This is a genomic window from Agriterribacter humi (assembly GCF_009192765.1).
In the GTDB taxonomy this organism is placed as follows: Bacteria; Bacteroidota; Bacteroidia; order Chitinophagales; family Chitinophagaceae; genus Agriterribacter; species Agriterribacter humi.
Genome location: NZ_VOHQ01000001.1, coordinates 119,059 through 138,641, shown reverse-complemented (window position 1 = coordinate 138,641; position 19,583 = coordinate 119,059). Strand labels below are relative to the sequence as shown.

Below are 19,583 nucleotides of genomic sequence, written 5' to 3'. Positions count from 1 at the left end.
TTGTTCTGGCTTAAAAAGTGATGGATACACCCGCGTTTACAATCCTTTGGGGTGGATAATTAATACCGAGCTGATCTGCCATGGATTCAGGATCTATAAGCGTTCCCTTATCTATTGTGAGCAAATTCAATCCATTCAGGTAAACCCTCAGCGCCTGGATGCTCTTGCTTTCTTTTCTCAACGGAACATTATAGCTGATCTCAAGACTTTTTAACCGCATATAGTCGGTTGATTGTATCCAATAGGTATTCAACTGGTTTCTCCAGTATTCATTACTACCGTTAAATGTTCTGGGATATGTAGCGCCTGGGTTTTCGGGTGTCCAGCGGTTTTCCGCAAAGTCCTTATAATAGTTACCATCATCGCCCGATTCCGGCCTAACATATTGCTGCGCTCCTGCTGCTCCCTGAACCAGCGCGGTAAGTTGAAAATTTTTATAAATAAGGCTAAGGTTAAAGCCGCCGGTAAAACGGGGTAAAGCATTCCGTTCATTTCGAACCAGGTCAAGCCCGTCAATTTTATTGTCGCCATTCACATCTTCAAAAATAACATCACCTGGCTTCGCACCCGCCCAATGAGGATACTTATCTACATCTGCCTGGTCTTTAAATATACCTATGGCGTTGTAATACAGGTTGCTGCCCATTGGCCTGCCTGTTGATTGCTGATATTCCGGAACGCCGGGCGTTTCATCCCAGAAAACAATTTTGTTTTTGGAATAACTTCCGTTTACGGAAATATTATACCCGAAGTCTCCGGCCTGATCGCCATAACCTACTGTTATCTCAAAACCTTTGTTGCTTACCTTCCCGATATTTTCAGGCGGAAGGGTGAATCCGGTGGAACCAGGTACCGAACCATTTCTGGTGGTGAGGATATTAGATCGCCTGTTAATAAAATAATCCGCTTCAATGGTCAGTTTTTTCCGGAGTAACTGCATATCAAAACCAATATTGGCCTGCTCTGCTACTTCCCAGGTTACCTCCGGGTTGGGCACACGCAATTCCACCAGTCTTTTGTTGTCATGGTCTGTTCCCAGTATATAGGGCTGATTCTGGAATCCATAGGATGAGAGATACTGGTATTCCGCAATACGATCGTTACCGGTTTGTCCGTACGTTCCACGAATTTTAAAACCATCAATGAAACTGAGATTTTCTTTCCAGAAATTTTCCTCTGAAATTCTCCATCCCAGTGAAACACCCTGGAAAAAACCAAAGCGTTTATCCTTTGGAAATATATAAGAGCCATCATAGCGCCAAACATATTCAAAAAGATATTTTAGTTTGTAATCGTAGTTTAAACGTCCAAAATAATTCAGCCTGGCGCTTTGGGTTCCCAGACCGTTATTCGACATAAACTCATCGCTTGCCCCTGCAAATAACTGGTCAATTTCAGCCGACAGGTAATTTCTGCGGAATGCAGTAAAATAACTATTGTTACCTTCCTGTCTTTCCGTTCCCGCCATTATCTTAATATGATGATCTGTATTTATTTCTCTTTCATAAGTAGCGTATGCGTTTAAAGTAGTAGTCTGTCCATCGTTATTTATTTGGGTTAACTGAGGCGCGTCTACACCTTTTTTGCCTTTGTTTAAAATATGATCGGGGTTTCCATCCCATGTATACAAATACCATGGCGTTATGAATACTTTGCGGGATTCAATGGCTTTATCTATAGAAGCGTTACCCTGGATCGTCAATCCTTTAACCCAGGGAACATTAAATGTAATGTTTACCCTGCTTTCCAACCTGTACCATTTGTCTTTATCGTAACCTGTAGCATTGGTGCTGGTAACAGCCGGCTGATCTCCGAATTCCAGTTCAGGACCGGGGCTGCCATCGGGCCAAAATGCAGGTCTGTTTGGTTTGCCACGCATCAAGGCTCTGAAAATACCTACAGAAGAAACAGTGGGAAAATTAGCCACTTCCTGCCTGCCGGAAACATCAAAGGAGACAGAAATGCTTTTGGAGATTTTGCCGTCTATATTGGTTCTGAAATTGTATTGGTCGTATTTAGTAGCACTGTTTTTGTAATAGCCATCCTCGGTTCTGGCGCCTATGGAAAGCAGGTACCTGAAATTGTCTGAGCCGCCCGAAAGCGTTACATTTCCATAGGTCTGGGGAGACCATTTCTTAAATACTTCTCCGAACCAATCCGTATTAGGATGACCCCATGGATCCGAGCCATCGCTGAATTGCCTGATATCATCGTCCGTGTATCTTTGATTACGTCCTGCACCGGGATTGGCGTAGTACGATATTTCGTTCAGCATAGTGGCATATTGTGCCGCGTCTGCCATCTTTGGAATCCTGGTGGGCTGGTTATAACCATGGTTAAAGTCTACGGTTATTTTTGGCTTTCCTGTCTTTCCTCTTTTGGTGGTAACCAGTATAACCCCGTTGGCCGCCTGTGCGCCATATATGGCCGCCATGGCATCTTTTAAAACCGTTATGCTTTCAATGTCGGCAGGATTAATACGTTCCAGTGGCCGGTTAGCGATGCCGTCTACTACAACCAGCGGACTATTGTTGCCCAGTGTATTTGAGCCGCGTATACGGATGGTAGCACCGGTAGTTCCGGGTTCGCCGCCTGGTGTTACCACAGACAAACCGGGGAGCCGGCCCACCAGGTTATTGGAAATATTGGTTGCCGGAGATCGCCTGATATCGTCTCCTTTCACGGTAGCGATGGCTCCTGTAAGCGTAGCTTTTTTTTGTGTGCCGTACGATATTACTACCGTTTCCTCCTCTCTTACATCGAAGGCTAAGGAAATAGTGATCTGCTTTCTTTTGCCAACGGCAATGGTCTGCGTAGTGAAACCCACTGATGATATTTCCAGTTCTGCATTGTCACCCACATCTGTTAAAGTAAATGTTCCGTCTGCAGCAGTAAATGTTCCTTTATTGCTGCCTTTTACTTTTATGGAAACACCGGGAACCGGCTTGCCTTCGGGATCAATTATTTTTCCGCTTATATCAACCGGTGGCGGAATAACGGGGGTGGGAGGCGGATCTGCCGCTAGTGGTGGAGGCGTTGATAAAGATTTAACGACAACTGTTTTATTAATGATGGTGTAAGAAAGTGGCTGACCATTAAAACATATGGAAAGCGCTTTTTCAATACTTACCCGCTCTACCTGGATGTCAACAGGTTTTGCTTCACCGATTTCTTTTACATCGTACCAGAATAAATAGCCGGTTTGTTTATGGATTTTTTTTAAAATTTTTTGAAGCCTGGCTCCTTTTTCCGAAAGAGATACTTCCTGTGAAAGGCCTTTTGCGGCAACCTGCAGGAAACCGACCAGCATAAGAAAGAAAGTAAGTTTCATGACAAACAGCGTTTTGTTGAGCATCTCCCTTCTGAAATGCGGGAGTGTAATAGCTTTGAATTTCATAACTTTGTTTTTTAGGCTCGCCTGCATCAGTGCAGACGGGCAGTTGGGTTTAAAAAGAGCAGTCCGGAAGATTGCATATTGGCCCACTTTACTTGCCGCTTCGATTCGCAGTCGGGGCGGTTTTCTTTTGGACTAATGGTATAATACAAAAAAAATTATTGGCTATCTACTGGCATCTATCATGATCACGGCATCAGGATCAGTTGTTTTCCATTGATCTGAAAGTGCACATTGCTTTCTTTAAGAATATCAAGGGTTACAGAGAGGTTTTCATCCCTGCTCATCTGCCCCGCAAATTGTCTTTCCGGAATTCCAGGCATGTAAACCACATCTACATCGTACCATCTGGCCAGTTGTCTCATCACGGTTTTCAGATCGGCTCCTTCAAACTGAAAAAATCCGTTTTTCCATGCCATCACTTCATCGGTATCAACATCGGCTACTACATTAATGGTACCTTGTTTGCCAATCTGTGCCTGCTGCCCCGGTTTCAGCGTGGTAGCCTTGCCGTCCCGGGTCAATCTTACACTTCCTTCTATCAGGGTTGTTTTAACGGCTTCTTCATCATCATAGGCGTTGATATTAAAGTGGGTACCCAATACCGTTACTTCCATTTCATTGGCCTTTACCCTGAATGGTTTTGATTTGTTGTGTATGATCTCGAAATAAGCTTCGCCGGTTACATGCACTTCTCTTTGATTTCCGTTAAAGGCGGTGGGGTACTTTATAGAAGAGGCTGCGTTCAGCCATACTTTGCTTCCATCCGGCAGTGTGAGTTTAAATTGGCCGCCTTTGGGGGTAGTGAGCGTATTATACACCGCCTGCATTGCCTTTCCATCAACATGGTATACCAACTGTCCATTCGACAATTTTGTTATCCGCGTATTACCCTGTTTGGCAACCTGTCCATTGGTTGAATCATCTAATACCACCACGGAATTGTCTGATAATGTAAGGATGGCTTTATTGATGCCGGGCAACACATCCTTATTATGCATTGGTGGTTGCTGTACTGCCACGGGATCTGACACACGCGGTTTCAATACATAATAACCTATTGCCACGGAGATGAAAATAATTACCGAGGCAGCGGCTATTCTATATAAAAAGCGCATGGATATTATCCTGCCCTGTTTATTGTCTCTTTTTACGCCCAGATCGTGCTGATCAAGCGCAGCTTCAATCTGGGCAACGAGTGTTTTATCAACTTCCTCACCAGGAGGATGTTTTTCTTTGATGATACGACTGTATTTGTCCAGTATAGCGCCCACTTCTTCAGCAGGCGCGGTTTGCAGCCATTCCGCAAATTGTTGTCCCTCTTCTTCGGTTGCCGTGCCGGTCGCTAATTTTTCAAGAATAAGATCAAGTTGAGATGGTTTCATATGTTCGTCTTGGCAATAAAGACGCACCACTTTAATAAATGCACCCCTCTTACTGTATCTTTTTTATTTTTTTGCGGAGATCAAAAGCATGATATGCCGAGTGTGGTAAGAAGCGACATGGATATCTCTCCATGCTTAACCAAGTATGCCCGTACAAAATAGGAGGCCTTATATATCTGTTTTTTAACAACGGAATCGGAAATGTTCAGGTGCCTGGCGATTTCTTCGCGTGAATACCCGTTTTCAATGTTTAAGCGGAAAATCAGTTTTCGTTTTGGAGGCAGCTTTTCGATTGCTTGCTGAACAAGCAGGTAGTATTCTTTATATGCCGACTGGTCGCTGGTGGTGGATGCTGATACTTCTTTTGATCTTTTAATCTCAGAAAATACACGCTGCTTCACTTGCTGACGACGGATATTATCGAGTAATTTATTCTTGGCACAGCGAAATACATAATTTTCAAAAGAATCTATTGCAACCAGCTTAGACCGGTTCTCCCATATCCTGATAAAAACCTCCTGGAGGATTTCCTCTGTTTCTTCTTTCGACCTGGTAATAAGAAATATATAGCGGAACAAATTATTGAGGTGATCAGTGTAAAGCTGTGTAAATGCGTCTCTGTCACCCCCTGCAACTTTAGCAAGTAGCTTGTCTTTATTTTCTTTCAAAGCAATTGGCATGGCAGGCAAATTAAAAAACAGGAACCGGCTTAAAAGGGCAGGAGTTCCTGCTTTCTGATCTTAATTCAAACTGAAAGTAAGCATTACGATTTAAATGTCTATCCTGTTCTATGCTGATTTAAAAAATACTTTTGGATACTGCCCTACCTTATCAATTTCACCAATCCGTATACTGCGATCGTTGCTATAGACAGTACACTAAGCCAGAATAATATATTGTAGAAAAGAGAGGACTTTAATGAAGGATAGTTTTTGTGGTAACGGAAGCACAGCGCGGCAAAAACAACAATCAGTAAAAGTACCGAGCCTACCACACCGCCGGATATGATCATTAAAACCGGTAACTGAATAAAAAGGTATGCTATTACCCAAACTGCAGGGAATGTCCACGATAAAAGGGCAATCGTTTTTTTTCTTTTGACGGGGTTGTAAAAATCTATCCATCCAAACTGTCCGAAAATATCGGAGAACAATCTCGACCAGTAAGCAAGGGTAGCAAATACACTGGAAAACAGTACAAAGAAAGCGCCAATAAGATACGCCGTTCTTATGCCATTGCCCAATGATTGCGTATAAATATGGGCAAGGGTCTCTATCAAAGCATTTCCTTCCGGTATCTCTCCGCGGTCGTACAATATAGAAGCGCCCAGGAGGTAAAACGCGGCCGTAACGGCTGTGTATATGATCATGGCTACCAATGCATCAAGATACATCACGCTGGTCCAGCCTCTTGCTCTTTTATTCCATGCTGCTGTATTATCGGCCGGGCCGGTATAAGCCGCATATCCTTTTTCAATGCACCAGTAGTTATAAGCGATGATCTCATCGCTGGCCACGCCGGTAATGCCAAATGCGCCAATAGCAAGAATAACCAGGTGCGCGGGCAGCTCAAATTGTAAGCCGGAAGTGATGTCGTCCATTGTAAAACGGTAAGGTGTAAACGAAACTGCTATCAGGGATACAATGGTTAATGCAGTGAAAGCCACCACCATGATCAGCGAGGATTTTTCAACCAGCGTGTAATAATTTTTATAGATAAGCACAGCAATCAGTACAGCGATAACAATTGCCCATGCAAAAACCGGCAATGCCGGAAAAAGCATGCTTAAAACAATAGCGGATCCACCAAGCATACCGCCTACCTGTATTATTTTAAGTAAAGTAAGTAAAAACACAACCGTTACTGTCCAGTTGGTTTTCCCCACCCGGGGGCCGGGAAGTTTTGAAAAGGATTGCATAGGCGTTTCACCGGAAATAACCGCCCTTTTACCAAATTCCAGTTGTATGGCTACTTTTACAAGGCAGCTTACTATGATGATCCAGAATGCAGTAAAGCCTGCCCTGGCACCGAGTACGGTGGTAGCAATCAGTTCTCCCGATCCTACAATAGACGCCGAAAGAATAAAACCCGGGCCGAGGAACTTGAGTTTCGACCCAAAAGATACCGGCGGTTCTTTAATGCTTTTATGTGTGATGATATAATTATCCGCAATCATTGTTTGGTTGTATGCTGTTGATTTATTTTCCGGGTTTCTATAAACTGAGATAAGCGGTCAGCTCTTCAAAAAAATATAAGTTGCCTAAAGAAAGTACATTTTTATCTAACCACCTGTACGAATATTTTTGTTTTCACACATTTTTTACCGGCTTCGCTCAACTCGCCTTATATTTAGGATAAACCTGGTTTGATTGATAAAACAAAAAACGCAGAACCTTGAACAAAATCATTTTTATTTTTTTATGCGTCGTACTGCTAAAGGCTGATAAGGCAAATGCCCAAAAGGAATATGACGTAATACGGAACAATTGGATTGAGTTCAGTGATGCCCCCAATGCATTGTATCATCGTTTTGCCCGACAAGCCTATGCGCTTTTGAATAAACGTACTGCTGCAATGAAAGATATCCATTCATTGCAGGGTTGGCAGAACAGGCAGCAATATATACGTAAATCTTTACAGGATTTGGCAGGTCCTTTTCCCCAGAAAACTGCTTTGAATGCAAAAACAGCAAGAACAATATATAAAGAAAACTATAGGATAGAACATGTCATTTATGAATCGCAGCCTGGTTTTTTTGTTACAGCATCGTTATATATTCCTTCCGCACAAAAGAAAAATAAGCTGCCGGTAATTATCTATTGCAGCGGGCATGCCAATGAAGGCTACCGTAGTAGCGTGTACCAGCATGTAATTCTTAATCTTGTAAAAAAAGGCTTTATCGTATTTGCATTTGATCCGGCAGGGCAGGGCGAACGTTTGGAGTATTTGGACGCCGCAACCGGCAAATCAACGGTTGGCGGGCCGGTTGATGAGCATTCCTATGCCGGTGCACAGGCTATTATTACCGGTAGTTCACAGGCAAAATATATGATTTGGGATGGTATAAGAGCGGTGGATTATTTACTTACCAGGAAAGAAGTGGATCCGCAACGTATAGGCATAACCGGCCGCTCAGGCGGCGGCACACAATCCGCGTATATTGCTGCATTTGATGACCGCATAAAAGCCGCTGCGCCGGAATGTTATATCACCAGCCTCACCCGTATATTTCAAAGCATTGGTCCCCAGGATGCGGAACAGAATTTGGGTGATGCTGTTTTGCGCGGGATAGATCATGCTGATCTTTTGCTGGTGAGGGCGCCCAAGCCTGCATTAATGATAACCACCACACGTGATATGTTTAGTATTGAAGGTGCAAGAGAGACCGCAAAAGAAGTGTCGGGTATTTATAAAGCATACGACAAGGAAGACAATTTTGGCATGGTGGAAGATGATGCGCCACATGCGTCTACCCGAAAAAACAGGGAAGCCATGTATGCTTTTTTTCAAAAGCATTTGAACAATCCCGGTAATCCCTACGATGGAGAAACGGATACATTAACTGTAAAGGAATTACAGGTCACTGAAACGGGGCAGATAGCTACCGCATTGAAAAGTGAAACGGTTTTTAGCTTGAACCGTAAACACGCGGAGCAATTGGAACAGCGGTTGCAAACTTCCCGCAGTGCGTTGAGTAGCCATCTTGTAAATGCGGTAGAGGCGGCACGCAAGCTTTCGGGCTATGAGCCGCCACTGCAAATGCATGAACCTGTTTTTACCGGGCGATTTCAAAGAGATGGTTATGTAGTAGAAAAATATTTTCTGCAGGGCGAAGGGAATTATATTATTCCTTACCTGTTAATGAAACCGGACAAGCCCAACCACAAGGCCTTGTTGTATTTACATCCTTCAGGGAAGGAGGCAGGAGCCCCGGAAGGTGGTGAGACGGAATGGTTTGTGAAAAAAGGGTTTATGGTGCTGGCGCCAGATTTAATAGGAGTGGGGGAAATGGGCCCGGGTGTTTTTGAAGGAGATTCCTATATTAAAGGCGTCTCCTATAATGTATGGTTTGCTTCCATGCTTATTGGCCGAAGCATTGTTGGTGTGAGAGCGGGAGATGTGGTAAGGCTCGCCCGGCTATTGCAGAAAAATAAAAATGTGCAAGCCATTTACGGGGTTGCCAAAAAAGAAATGGCGCCGGTATTATTGCATGCTGCTGCTTTTGATTCATCAATCAACAGCGTAGCGCTTATCGAACCTTATACTTCTTACCGTACAATTGTAATGCATCGTTTCTATAACCCGGCTTTCATTCACAGTACAGTGCCTAACGCGCTTACAGCTTATGATCTTCCCGATCTTGCCGCCAGTCTTGCCCCACGAAAATTGTTGATTGTTGGCGCTACGGATGGAGCAGGAAATACGTATGACCCAGAGACAACGGATGAAGATTTTGCGGTTATCAAAGCTGCTTACCATCATAAAAATGCGGGTGAGCAACTCCGTATTATACCCGGTAAGTCAACCGGTAAAAATGTTGATCTTTATTTGGAATGGATAGAATAAGAATTGATAACTCGATTGTGCAAAATGAGGCTGATTAAAGCTTTGCGGGAATTTTTTAATTATACATTTTTTTTAAATTGAAGACTTTGAATTTTTTGCAGGAACGCTTTATGTTCCATAGGAACATTTTATGGGTAGTAAACGTAAAAAAGTGAGCTCGTTCCGTAGGAACGTTTGGTGTAATTATCTTATATTTAAATAAATAATAGGAATTAGGCATTTTGTTCGCAAATCTTGTCATTGAAGGTGCTGTTACTTTTTGCCTGCAATTATTTAATTGCAATAGCACCAGACGTTCCGAAGGAACGTTTTTATGTATTTCTCCGGATTCCCTACCCACCAAAAGTCCCGATGGGGCTAAGAAAAAAATTAAAGTTATTACTACTATTTTTTGCGAACAAACTTCCTGATCCTATAAATAATTAATTATTAAAAAAGATCTATGCCAAACACCTATTTCAAATTACATATTCAGCTTGTCTTTGCCGTAAAATATCGCGCCGGGCTTATACATAGAGAATGGAAAGAGGATTTACATAAATATATAACCGGTATTTTCCAGCAGAATAATCATAAGATGCTGCAAATAAATAGTATGCCTGATCACATTCACATTTTTCTTGGAATGCGGCCTCATCAATCTATTTCTGCGTTGGTCCAAAATGTAAAAACAGAAAGCAATAAGTGGGTAAAAGCAAAAAAGCTTTGCAAAGGCTCTTTTAACTGGCAAGAAGGATATGGTGCATTTTCCTATTCAAAAAGTCATGTACCTAATGTAATACGTTACATCCAACTCGCTTAGCACAATTTTCCTGCTGAGCGAACAGCAGGTTTAAAAAAATAGAAATACCTTGCTGTAATGAAAGCGTTAATATGCAGCCGTCCCGGAGCTTTTGAATATAAAGACCTGCCGGCGCCGGTATTACAGCCTGGGCATGCCATCATCAAAATAAAACGCATTGGTATTTGCGGCACTGATCTGCATGCTTACCAGGGAACACAACCTTATTTTAATTATCCAAGAATATTGGGACACGAATTAGCAGCCGACCTGGTAGATGCCGATGCGCTAAGCGGGTTTGTGCCCGGGGAAGCCTTAACCTTTATTCCCTATTTCAGTTGCGGGAAATGCATAGCCTGCCGCAATGGCAAACCCAATTGCTGTGTAACTATACAGGTATGCGGCGTACATGTGGATGGCGGGATGGCAGACTATTTATCTGTGCCGGAAGATACGCTGGTAAAAAGCGATGGGCTAAGTTATGATGAACTGGCGCTGGTAGAACCGCTGGCTATAGGAGCGCATGGTATACGGCGTGCGAATGTTATGAAAGATGAATTTGTGCTGGTAGTTGGCGCGGGCCCAATTGGATCAGGCACTATGGAATTTGCACGGATAGCCGGGGGGCGTGTAATTGCACTGGATATTAATGACGGACGGCTGGAGTTTTGTAAGCGCATAATTAACGTGGAGCATACCATTAATGCATCAGCCGAAAATGTAGTAGGCCGCCTGGAGGAAATTACAAATGGCGATATGCCAACCGTGGTTATTGATGCAACGGGTAATCGTAAAGCGATCAATAGCGGCCTGCAATACCTGGCGCATGGTGGCAGGTATGTATTGATCGGGTTACAGCGGGAGGAATTCTGCTTCAGTCATCCTGAATTTCATAAACGGGAAGGAACGTTAATGAGTAGCCGAAACGCCACCCGCCAGGATTTTGAGCATGTTATCCATACGATAAAAGCCGGGTTGATTCATCCGCTTACATATATTACGCACCGGGTGCAATTTGATGAAGTAAAAGATGTGTTTGAGGAATGGCTCAATCCATCCGCAGGTGTAATAAAAGCAATGGTGGAAAAGGAGTAAATTCTGCGTTGTATACAATAAAATATTTGGTTATGATTAAAGCTATTCTGGTTGCAGGTGTTTTTATTTCCGGGGTTGTGGCCGTAACGGTAAAACAGCAGGCTGAAAAGAATGTGCACGATTCCTTTTTGCCCGTTTCCGGGGACGCCGCGTTGCAGCAGCAAAAGGATGTTATTTTGACAATAACCATCGCCAGGGCAGATACCAGTGTTAACCTGTCAAAGCTCATTAAACGCGGTGCGGTATTACAAAAGATATCTGATCAGTTTAGTTTTACTGAAGGTCCTGCTGTTGATAAAAAAGGAAATATATTTTTCACCGATCAGCCTAATGATAAAATATGGAAGTACGATACAGAAGGAAAGTTATCGGTTTTTATGGATAAATCCGGTCGCTCCAATGGTTTGTATTTTGATGAAAAAGGCAATTTAATTGCCTGCGCCGATGAAAAAAATGAATTATGGTCCATCAGTCCGGCAAAAAAAGTTACGGTGCTGCTGAATGGCTTCCGGGGACTTCGGTTCAATGGCCCTAATGATGTATGGATTGACAAAAAAGGAGGTATATATTTTACCGATCCTTATTACCAGAGAGATTATTGGGAAAGAAAAAAGCCGGATATGGAAGCACAGAATTTGTATTACCTGGCAAAAGGAGCAAAGGAAGCTATAATAGCGGACAGTGACTTTGTGCGGCCAAATGGTATTATTGGCTCGCCCGATGGTGAATGGTTGTATGTGGCGGATATAGGCGCTGACAAGACCTACAAATATAAAATAAACGAAGACGGTAGTTTAATCAACCGGCAACTTTTCGTACAGCAGGGTTCAGATGGTATGACGCTCGATAGTAAACGTAACCTGTATATAACAGGTAAAGGTGTAACTGTTTATGATCCATCGGGAACAAAAATCGGTAATATTCCTGTTCCCTCAGATTGGGTAGGCAATGTTTGTTTTGGCGGAAAAGACAGGAAGACATTGTTCATCACAGCATCAGCATCTGTTTATACTTTGCAGATGCAGGTGAGGGGAATGAAATAGGTATCAGGTTTCAGGTCTCAGGTTGCAGGTTTCACGGGAAGTGCGTTTTGCCGTTCCGGCAGTCAGGTGAGTAATTGCCAACGATTGGACGATACTCTTTTTTCACCTTCTCCTTTGAGTTTTTTAGTTTATCGTTTTTGGTTTACCGTTGGGATTTCGCTTCGGATTTTATCCGTCATTACAAGACCCTAAACTGATCCGAATGATGCGTAATATTTTTTAAGGGTCGAAGCCTGCCTAAAGGGCAGGTAGGTAATCTCCCGATGGCGGAGGCAGATTATATTCCCTGGATTGGTCTATTACTCCGCGTCTGTGTGCGGTCTGACCCTCCTGGGGTCGAGAACCGACCGCACCCTCGGATTTCGGATTTCTGGTAGTCGGTTATCATGTGAGTAACTACTAATGATGGGGTGAATACTCCTTCTTTGTACTGTTGATTGCTGATAGCTAATTGCTGACAGCCTCCTTCGGATTTGAATTTTGCCTGTCATGGTAGGCACGAACCATCTGTATTTATTTGCTTCTTGTCATTTGGTTCTTGTATTTTCTTCCTTTCCATAACCCGGCTGTTTTCTGAAAAATAATACTATAAATCCGGACAAAAGTAACATCTCCTAAAATGCAGGACTGCTAATTTTGGCATGCTATGGGAATCTGTATGTAAAAATTAAAAACTAATGTATGGGAAAGACAGGTGTTCATCATCCCGACAGGGATATTTCTTTTGTTACCGGCGCTTATTCGGATGCCGTATTAACAGGCGGTTTTTTATTTGTTAGCGGACAGGCATCGGTTGATTTCAAAACTTCAAAATTTATATTGGGAACGATTGAAGAGGAAACACGGCGCACCCTTGATAATATCAAAGCCATTGTTGAAGCTGCGGGAGCTACAATGCAAGATGTAGTGAAATGTACAGTACACTTAAGCGATATCAATGAATTTGATCGCTATAACAAAGTATATGCTACTTATTTTCCGGGCATTAAGCCGGCAAGAACCACTGTGCAGTCTGTTTTGGCTGAAGGCATAAAAGTGGAAATTGATTGTATTGCCAGATTATCCACCCAAGCTTAAGTGAATGACAGATATTAAAGACACCAATATAGGGATTGTAGGCGTAGGTTTGATGGGCAGCAGTATTGTGGCTTCGCTTCTCGCGGCCGGCCATACGGTAAAAGCCATCGCTCCGCTTACAGGGGAGCACGATCTCGCGGCCATGCGCATTAAAGAGCAGCTCCAGCTTTGTGAAAAAGGATCGCTCTTAACAGAACCGGTAGCGTTCTATTTATCTTCGTTAACGATTTCAGAAGATTATAATGCGTTACATGATTGCAGCTTAGTAGTGGAATGTATCATTGAAGATATTGAGATTAAAGAAGCGGTTTTCAAAAAAATTATAGCCTCGGTTGGTAAGGATACTGTTTTAGCGAGCAACACATCTGCCATACCGATCAGTATGTTGCAGACATTTATTCCCAATCCTGAAAGGTTCATTGGTATTCACTGGGCGGAGCCTGCTTTTGCCACCCGCTTTCTTGAAATTATTTGCGGTGAAAAGACCGCTCCTGAAACTGCTGATTGGGTATTTGAGCTGGCGCATCAATGGGGAAAGGAACCTACATTGCTGAGGAAGGATATCAGGGGATTTATTACCAACCGTCTGATGTATTCGGTGTACAGGGAAGCTTTGACGCTGGTAGAGAACGGGCATGCAACGATTGAAGATGCAGACAAAGCTTTCAGGTATGATGCAGGTTCCTGGATGACGCTCATGGGTATTTTCAGGCGAATGGATTTTATGGGTTTGCAGGATTTTCAGGTAATATTCAATTCCTTATTTCCCGGTTTGAGCAATTCCGGCGAAGTGCCCGCTGTTGTGCGGGAATTGATGGACCAGGATGCGAGGGGTACGCAGAATTGTAAAGGCTTTTACAGCTACACAGAAGAGGAATGCAGGAACTGGGATAAGGCTTTTGAGGCTTTTAACCAGGATATATACCGGCTGGCAGCCTTATATCCGTCTGAAGCAATTAGTCCCGTATTGAAGTAGTGCTTATTTTTAAAGCGGTAGTACGGTGGGTACCCGGCGAAAGGAGGGTCAGACCGTACGTTAAAAAACACCCGGAGATTTAAATCAATGGAAAAAAATAAATATACACAATCTGCAAACCTGCTTGAAAGGGCAAAGAAAGTAATGGCCGGTGGCGTTTCTTCCGAATTCAGGAAATACAATCATCCCCATGCCATCTTTTATACGCATGGCGAAGGAAGCCGGGTATATGATGTTGACGGCAATGCCTACCTCGATTTTACGCTGAGTCAGGGTCCGCTGATCCTGGGACATTCCCATCCGCATGTGCTGAAATCTGTAAACGAATATTCGCAACAGGGGCAATTGTTTGCAGGACAGCATATCAAAGAAATAGAGCTGGCGGAAACCATCAACCGCTTAATTCCTTCGGCGGAACTGATGCGCTTTTGCTTAGATGGATCGGAAGCCGTGCAAACCGCCTTAAGAGTGGCGCGTGCTAAAACAGGCAGAAAAAAATTTTTACGTTTTGAAGGACATTATCACGGCTGGCTCGACAACATGTGCTGGGGCATCTCAGCGCCTTCCGCAGCCGCCCTCGGCAGCAGGGAACAACCGGAAGCATTTCCATGGACAGAAGGTCTGCCCGATCGCGTGAGAGACGAATTTATTATAGCGCCATGGAATGATCTGGATACGCTGAAGAAAATTATAGCGGCGCACCATAACGAAATTGCCGCCATTATTACGGAGCCCGTGATGTGCAATAACGGCTGTATTATGCCGGCGGAAGGCTTTTTACCGGGTCTTCGTGAAATATGTGACCAGTATGGAATGGCATTGATCTTTGATGAGGTCATTACGGGCTTCCGGTTAGGGCTTGGTGGCGCCCAGCAGTATTTTAATATCAGTCCCGATCTTTCCATCTTTGCCAAAGCTATCGGCAGCGGATACCCGATAAGTGTAGTGGCAGGAAAGAAAACATGGATGCATTTGATTGAAGAAGCAAAAGTAATTCATGCTGGAACAATGAATGCGGGCAATCCTACTGTTGCCGCAGCGCTTGCTACCATTGATGTGCTGGAGAAAGAAAACCCATATCCCGGGATGTTTCAATACGGAAAAAAAATAATGGAAGGCTTACGTGAAGCGGCTGCCCGATGTGGGCACAGCCTGGTTGTTCAGGGCCCCGGCCCTATGTTTCATATGGCTTTTACAAATAAAACTGAAATAAAGGATTACCGGGATACACTGGATACAGATCGTGTTAAATTAGGAAAGTTCGTTGCAGGCATGCACGACAGGGGTATAAGAATTATTGGAAGAGGCTTATGGTATATCAGTGCAGCACATACTGCTGAAGATATAGACCATGCTGTTGATACCGCTGCAGAAGTGTTCAGCAATATATAAACCGGTATGAGTTACATTACTTATGCTCAAATAAAAAAGCATGGCATTAAACGGAGTTAAGAAAGAAACAGTATTAATAACGGGAGAGGGGAGACTGACATTTAGTATTGCTGCTTGTTTGTTGCAGTCGGAATATTCGGTGGTACTGTGCACGGAAAATAAGAATGAGGCTAAAAAAAATATGGCCATTCATTATACCGACTTACTCCGGCATACTGGTCAATCGTTTAACAGAAAGCAATTGGAAGTTACAGATATCCTGGATACTGAATTGCACTATAAATTGGTTGTGGCTGTTACAGGTGAAGATGTGCCCGGGAAAAAATTGCTGATACGGGAATTGGAAAGAAAGCTGCCGGCAGGTTCGCTAATTGCTGTTAATACGGAAAGTATTCCGTTGTGTATTTTACAGGAAGGCGCCAGGCATCCTGAGCGTGTCATAGGACTTAACTGGACAGAACCTGCGCATACCACTTATTTTATGGAGATCATTGCCAATGCAAAAAATGACAGTGTGCTGGTTAAACAATTGGCCAACGAGGCAAAAACATACTGGGGTAAAGACCCTTACATTATTTCGGGCGAACTTGGTATTCGCGCCAAAATGATGGCTGCTATGACAAGAGAAGCTTTTTACCTGGTAGAGAAAGGTTATGCTTCCATTGAAGATATTGACCGGGCGTGCAGAAATGATCCCGGCTATTATTTGCCTTTTGCAGGAAACTTCAGGTATATTGATCTGATGGGAGGCGCCGGCGCTTATGGAAGGGTGATGAAAGACCTGAATCCTGAACTGTCGAAATCAGGAAAAGTGCCTGATTTTTTTACAAACGCTGCTCAAAAACCCGATGGGTTTAAAAGAAATACAGGACTCTATGAATACCAGGAAGGCGATATGGAAAAATGGGAAGAAACATTCCGGGAATTCAGTTACCGGATAAAAACGATCATTGATAAATATCCTTTTCAGTATTTGAAGTGATATTCCTTTTAATAAAAGGTGATATTACATGTATACTTATCAGTTTAATATATGACTAAGCGATTTATTATTGATGCGCATCTTGATCTTGCAATGAACGCGATAGAATGGAACCGTGATCTCGCGCGTCCATTGGAAGAGATAAGATTAAGAGAGATGAATTTAAAAGATAAAAATGACAGGAGCAGGGGAACGGTATGCCTGCCGGAATTGAGAAAGGGAAACATTGGACTGGTAGTAGCTACCCAGTTATCGCGGGTAACGGCTTTTGGAAGCTCATTGCCGGGATCAAGCTGGAATTCACCGCAACAGGCATGGGCTATGACGCAGGCGCAGCTTGCCTGGTACAGGGAGATGGAAGCTTTGGGGGAGATGGTACAGGTTACCAATTTGCAACAACTTGAAGATCATTTGTCATTATGGAACGATGCAAGTATAGCCGATGAAAAAAAAGCCATTGGATATATACTGAGTTTGGAAGGCGCAGATTCTTTAGTGGATGTTTCTTACCTGCACAAAGCGTATGATTATGGGTTAAGAGCAGTTGGGATATCACATTTCGGCGCAGGGCGATATGCGCCCGGAACAAAAATGACCGGCCCGCTTACTCCTTTGGGCATTGAGCTTTTGAAAGAAATGAGCAGGTTGAACCTTATCCTTGATGTAACCCATTTAACGGATGAAGGCTTTGGCCAGGTAATGGAAATATACCAGGGACCGGTGTGGGCAAGTCATCACAACGTGAGAGCGATAGCGCCAACCCAGCGGCAGTTGAGCGATGACCAGGTAAAACGTTTAATAGAAAGAGATGCAGTAATTGGCGGTATGCTGGATTGTTGGGCAATGGACAGCCGCTTTATTGATACGGTATCCGATCCCTGGCAACTGAATATTCGCCTTGAAAACCTGGTGGATCACTGGGATCATATCTGCCAGATTGCGGGCAATAGTTTGCATGTGGCTTTTGGAACCGATTTAGATGGAAATTTTGGTACGGAGCAATCTCCCTGGGATATGAACTCCGTTGCCGATTTGCAGAAATACGAGGCTATTCTTTCTGCCCGTGGGTATACAACTGATGACATTGACAATATATTTCATAAAAACTGGCTCAGATTTTTACGGAAGGCGTGGGGGAAGATGGAAAGATAGTAAGATGGTAAGACGGGTAAAATGGTAAGATGGGTAAAATGGTAAGAGGGGTAAGATGGGTAAAATGGTAAGACGGGTAAGACGGGTAAGATGGTAAGAGGGATGAGATGGTAAGATAGCAAGATGGTAAAAGCTTTCTTACGGTCTTCCAATATTCCGGTCTTACGATCTTCTAATCTTACGGTCTTACGGTCTTTCAATTTTACGGTCTTACGGTCTTCCAATCTTCCGGTCTTACGGTCTTCCCGCTTCTCATGGTTTTATAACAAATTGTAAATTCTGATGAATACAACTTTTTTCGCTGGCGCTGCCCAGGTTGACATCACTCCTCCGCTGGGAACCATCATCAACGGTGAGTTTGTGGCTTTTTATGCGCATACCATTCACGATCCATTGTATTCAAAAGCATTGGTGCTGCAAAATGAAGATACAACGCTGGCTATTGTTATTGTTGACATCTGTGCTATGGATAGGAATTTTATCGGCGAAGTAAAAAAAGAGATACATGAAGAGACAGGCATAAAACCAGATCATATTTTAATAGCGGCTACACATACCCATTATGCAGGTTCAATAGTTGATTTATTGGGCGGGCCCTGCGATCTGGCATACCGGAAAAGCCTGGGCGCTAAAATTGTTCAATCCATAAAAAGCGCTTTAGTGCGGTTGCAGCCTGCAAAAATAGGACATGTATCTATTGACGTTCCGGAGCATGTAGTATGCAGGCGCTATTATATGAAGCCGGGTTACAAAGCGCTAAATCCTGTAACGGGTGGTTATGATATAATTAAAACAAACCCGGCGGGCGGCGAGGATTTTATTGAAAAGAGAGCTTCAGAGCCGGATCCGGAATTAAGCGCAGTTGCTGTAATGTCAACTTCAGGCGAATGGATCAGTGTATTGGCAAACTATTCCATGCATTATGTGGGCGATTGTGCTAACGGCACCATAACAGCGGATTATTTTGGTGTGTTTTCCCGGCATATCGCTGCAAACTTAAAAGCGGGAAAAGATTTTGTGGCCATGTTAAGCAATGGAACCAGCGGGGAAGCCAATATCTGGGATTTTTTGCAACCCGACCGCTATCCAAAAGAAGACCATCAGAAGAAAGAAGTGATAGGGAAAGACCTTGCGGCGAAATTAAGCGAAGCGATAAAAAATATACAGTGGCAGTCCAATTCTTTACTGTCTGCAGCTTTTAAGGATGTACCACTGGGTGTTCGCAAGCCATCCGTTGCGGAAGTGGAAGCCGCAAAAGAAATCGTATCTCAAACAGACTACCGGCTCATTACTCCCGACCAGGAAGCAATGGTTAAAATATACGCACGGGAACAGGTGCTGCTGAATGAATATCCCGATACGATTGAATTTCCTGTGCAGGCATTAAAAATCGGCGAGATTACTATCGGCGCACTGGGAGGAGAGTTCTTTGCAGAAACAGGTCTTGCATTAAAACATCATATCAGCACCGGAAAATATTTTACGATCACCATGGCCAATGGATACATCGGTTATATACCTCCTGCGCATGAAATAGAAAAAGGCGGTTATGAAACATGGCGGTGCAGGAGCAGTCATGTGAAAGAAGATGGGGAAGGAATAGTGAGAAATACGTTGTATGAAATGGTGAAGATGTAAGACTGTAAGACCGTAACATTGTAGGACCGTAAGAGAGTAAACCGTAAGAGAATAAGAATTTTCATCTTACCACCTTGCTGTCTTACCATCTTACGGTCTTAC

At 43.4% G+C, this 19,583-nt stretch carries 14 protein-coding genes; 10 read left to right on the top strand and 4 right to left on the bottom strand.

Annotated elements, in window-relative coordinates:
- Nucleotides 1-10: 10 nt before the first annotated feature.
- From FRX45_RS00560 to FRX45_RS00545, 4 genes are all read right to left on the bottom strand, one after another.
- Nucleotides 11-3,397, bottom strand: coding sequence for a TonB-dependent receptor (locus FRX45_RS00560; RefSeq protein WP_226804809.1), 3,387 nt, complete (start codon nucleotides 3,395-3,397; stop codon nucleotides 11-13).
- A gap of 185 nt (nucleotides 3,398-3,582) precedes the next feature.
- Nucleotides 3,583-4,779 (bottom strand): FecR family protein, encoded by a 1,197-nt coding sequence (locus FRX45_RS00555; protein ID WP_152266438.1) that lies wholly within the window; start codon nucleotides 4,777-4,779, stop codon nucleotides 3,583-3,585.
- An 80-nt stretch (nucleotides 4,780-4,859) separates the two neighbouring features.
- Entirely contained in the window at nucleotides 4,860-5,459 is a 600-nt protein-coding gene (locus tag FRX45_RS00550) for an RNA polymerase sigma factor (protein ID WP_152266437.1), read from the bottom strand.
- A gap of 143 nt (nucleotides 5,460-5,602) precedes the next feature.
- On the bottom strand, nucleotides 5,603-6,955 hold the full coding sequence (locus FRX45_RS00545; RefSeq protein ID WP_152266436.1) for an Nramp family divalent metal transporter: 1,353 nt from the start codon (nucleotides 6,953-6,955) through the stop codon (nucleotides 5,603-5,605).
- Nucleotides 6,956-7,173: 218 nt separating this feature from the next.
- Here FRX45_RS00545 and FRX45_RS00540 point away from each other — a divergent pair, with 218 nt between their 5' ends.
- The 10 genes from FRX45_RS00540 to FRX45_RS00495 all read left to right on the top strand — a co-directional run bounded on the left by FRX45_RS00540 (nucleotide 7,174) and on the right by FRX45_RS00495 (nucleotide 19,481).
- Nucleotides 7,174-9,345: an alpha/beta hydrolase gene (locus FRX45_RS00540; protein ID WP_152266435.1), complete on the top strand. Its 2,172-nt coding sequence runs from the start codon at nucleotides 7,174-7,176 to the stop codon at nucleotides 9,343-9,345.
- 442 nt (nucleotides 9,346-9,787) lie between these two features.
- Complete coding sequence (tnpA, locus tag FRX45_RS00535; protein WP_226804807.1) at nucleotides 9,788-10,147, top strand: IS200/IS605 family transposase; 360 nt, start codon at nucleotides 9,788-9,790, stop codon at nucleotides 10,145-10,147.
- Between the two features lie 57 nt (nucleotides 10,148-10,204).
- Entirely contained in the window at nucleotides 10,205-11,221 is a 1,017-nt protein-coding gene (locus FRX45_RS00530) for a zinc-binding alcohol dehydrogenase family protein (protein ID WP_152266434.1), read from the top strand.
- Nucleotides 11,222-11,253: 32 nt separating this feature from the next.
- Nucleotides 11,254-12,264: an SMP-30/gluconolactonase/LRE family protein gene (locus tag FRX45_RS00525; RefSeq protein WP_152266433.1), complete on the top strand. Its 1,011-nt coding sequence runs from the start codon at nucleotides 11,254-11,256 to the stop codon at nucleotides 12,262-12,264.
- Nucleotides 12,265-12,945: 681 nt separating this feature from the next.
- Nucleotides 12,946-13,341, top strand: coding sequence for a RidA family protein (locus FRX45_RS00520; RefSeq protein WP_152266432.1), 396 nt, complete (start codon nucleotides 12,946-12,948; stop codon nucleotides 13,339-13,341).
- Between the two features lie 4 nt (nucleotides 13,342-13,345).
- Entirely contained in the window at nucleotides 13,346-14,317 is a 972-nt protein-coding gene (locus tag FRX45_RS00515; RefSeq protein WP_152266431.1) for a 3-hydroxyacyl-CoA dehydrogenase family protein, read from the top strand.
- Nucleotides 14,318-14,404: 87 nt separating this feature from the next.
- Complete coding sequence (locus tag FRX45_RS00510) at nucleotides 14,405-15,709, top strand: aspartate aminotransferase family protein (protein WP_152266430.1); 1,305 nt, start codon at nucleotides 14,405-14,407, stop codon at nucleotides 15,707-15,709.
- 40 nt (nucleotides 15,710-15,749) lie between these two features.
- A complete protein-coding gene (locus tag FRX45_RS00505) occupies nucleotides 15,750-16,691 on the top strand; it encodes a 3-hydroxyacyl-CoA dehydrogenase NAD-binding domain-containing protein (protein WP_152266429.1) in 942 nt (313 codons plus the stop codon).
- A gap of 51 nt (nucleotides 16,692-16,742) precedes the next feature.
- Complete coding sequence (locus FRX45_RS00500; RefSeq protein WP_152266428.1) at nucleotides 16,743-17,843, top strand: dipeptidase; 1,101 nt, start codon at nucleotides 16,743-16,745, stop codon at nucleotides 17,841-17,843.
- A gap of 282 nt (nucleotides 17,844-18,125) precedes the next feature.
- Nucleotides 18,126-19,481, top strand: coding sequence for a hypothetical protein (locus FRX45_RS00495; RefSeq protein ID WP_152266427.1), 1,356 nt, complete (start codon nucleotides 18,126-18,128; stop codon nucleotides 19,479-19,481).
- Nucleotides 19,482-19,583 lie beyond the last annotated feature (102 nt).

Coding starts and splice junctions, on each gene's coding strand:
- FRX45_RS00560 (WP_226804809.1), bottom strand. CDS start 3,397: ATGAAATTCAAAGCTATTACACTCCCGCATTTCAGAAGGGAGATGCTC.
- FRX45_RS00555 (WP_152266438.1), bottom strand. CDS start 4,779: ATGAAACCATCTCAACTTGATCTTATTCTTGAAAAATTAGCGACCGGC.
- FRX45_RS00550 (WP_152266437.1), bottom strand. CDS start 5,459: ATGCCAATTGCTTTGAAAGAAAATAAAGACAAGCTACTTGCTAAAGTT.
- FRX45_RS00545 (WP_152266436.1), bottom strand. CDS start 6,955: ATGATTGCGGATAATTATATCATCACACATAAAAGCATTAAAGAACCG.
- tnpA (WP_226804807.1), top strand. CDS start 9,788: ATGCCAAACACCTATTTCAAATTACATATTCAGCTTGTCTTTGCCGTA.
- FRX45_RS00530 (WP_152266434.1), top strand. CDS start 10,205: ATGAAAGCGTTAATATGCAGCCGTCCCGGAGCTTTTGAATATAAAGAC.
- FRX45_RS00525 (WP_152266433.1), top strand. CDS start 11,254: ATGATTAAAGCTATTCTGGTTGCAGGTGTTTTTATTTCCGGGGTTGTG.
- FRX45_RS00520 (WP_152266432.1), top strand. CDS start 12,946: ATGGGAAAGACAGGTGTTCATCATCCCGACAGGGATATTTCTTTTGTT.
- FRX45_RS00515 (WP_152266431.1), top strand. CDS start 13,346: ATGACAGATATTAAAGACACCAATATAGGGATTGTAGGCGTAGGTTTG.
- FRX45_RS00510 (WP_152266430.1), top strand. CDS start 14,405: ATGGAAAAAAATAAATATACACAATCTGCAAACCTGCTTGAAAGGGCA.
- FRX45_RS00505 (WP_152266429.1), top strand. CDS start 15,750: ATGGCATTAAACGGAGTTAAGAAAGAAACAGTATTAATAACGGGAGAG.
- FRX45_RS00500 (WP_152266428.1), top strand. CDS start 16,743: ATGACTAAGCGATTTATTATTGATGCGCATCTTGATCTTGCAATGAAC.
- FRX45_RS00495 (WP_152266427.1), top strand. CDS start 18,126: ATGAATACAACTTTTTTCGCTGGCGCTGCCCAGGTTGACATCACTCCT.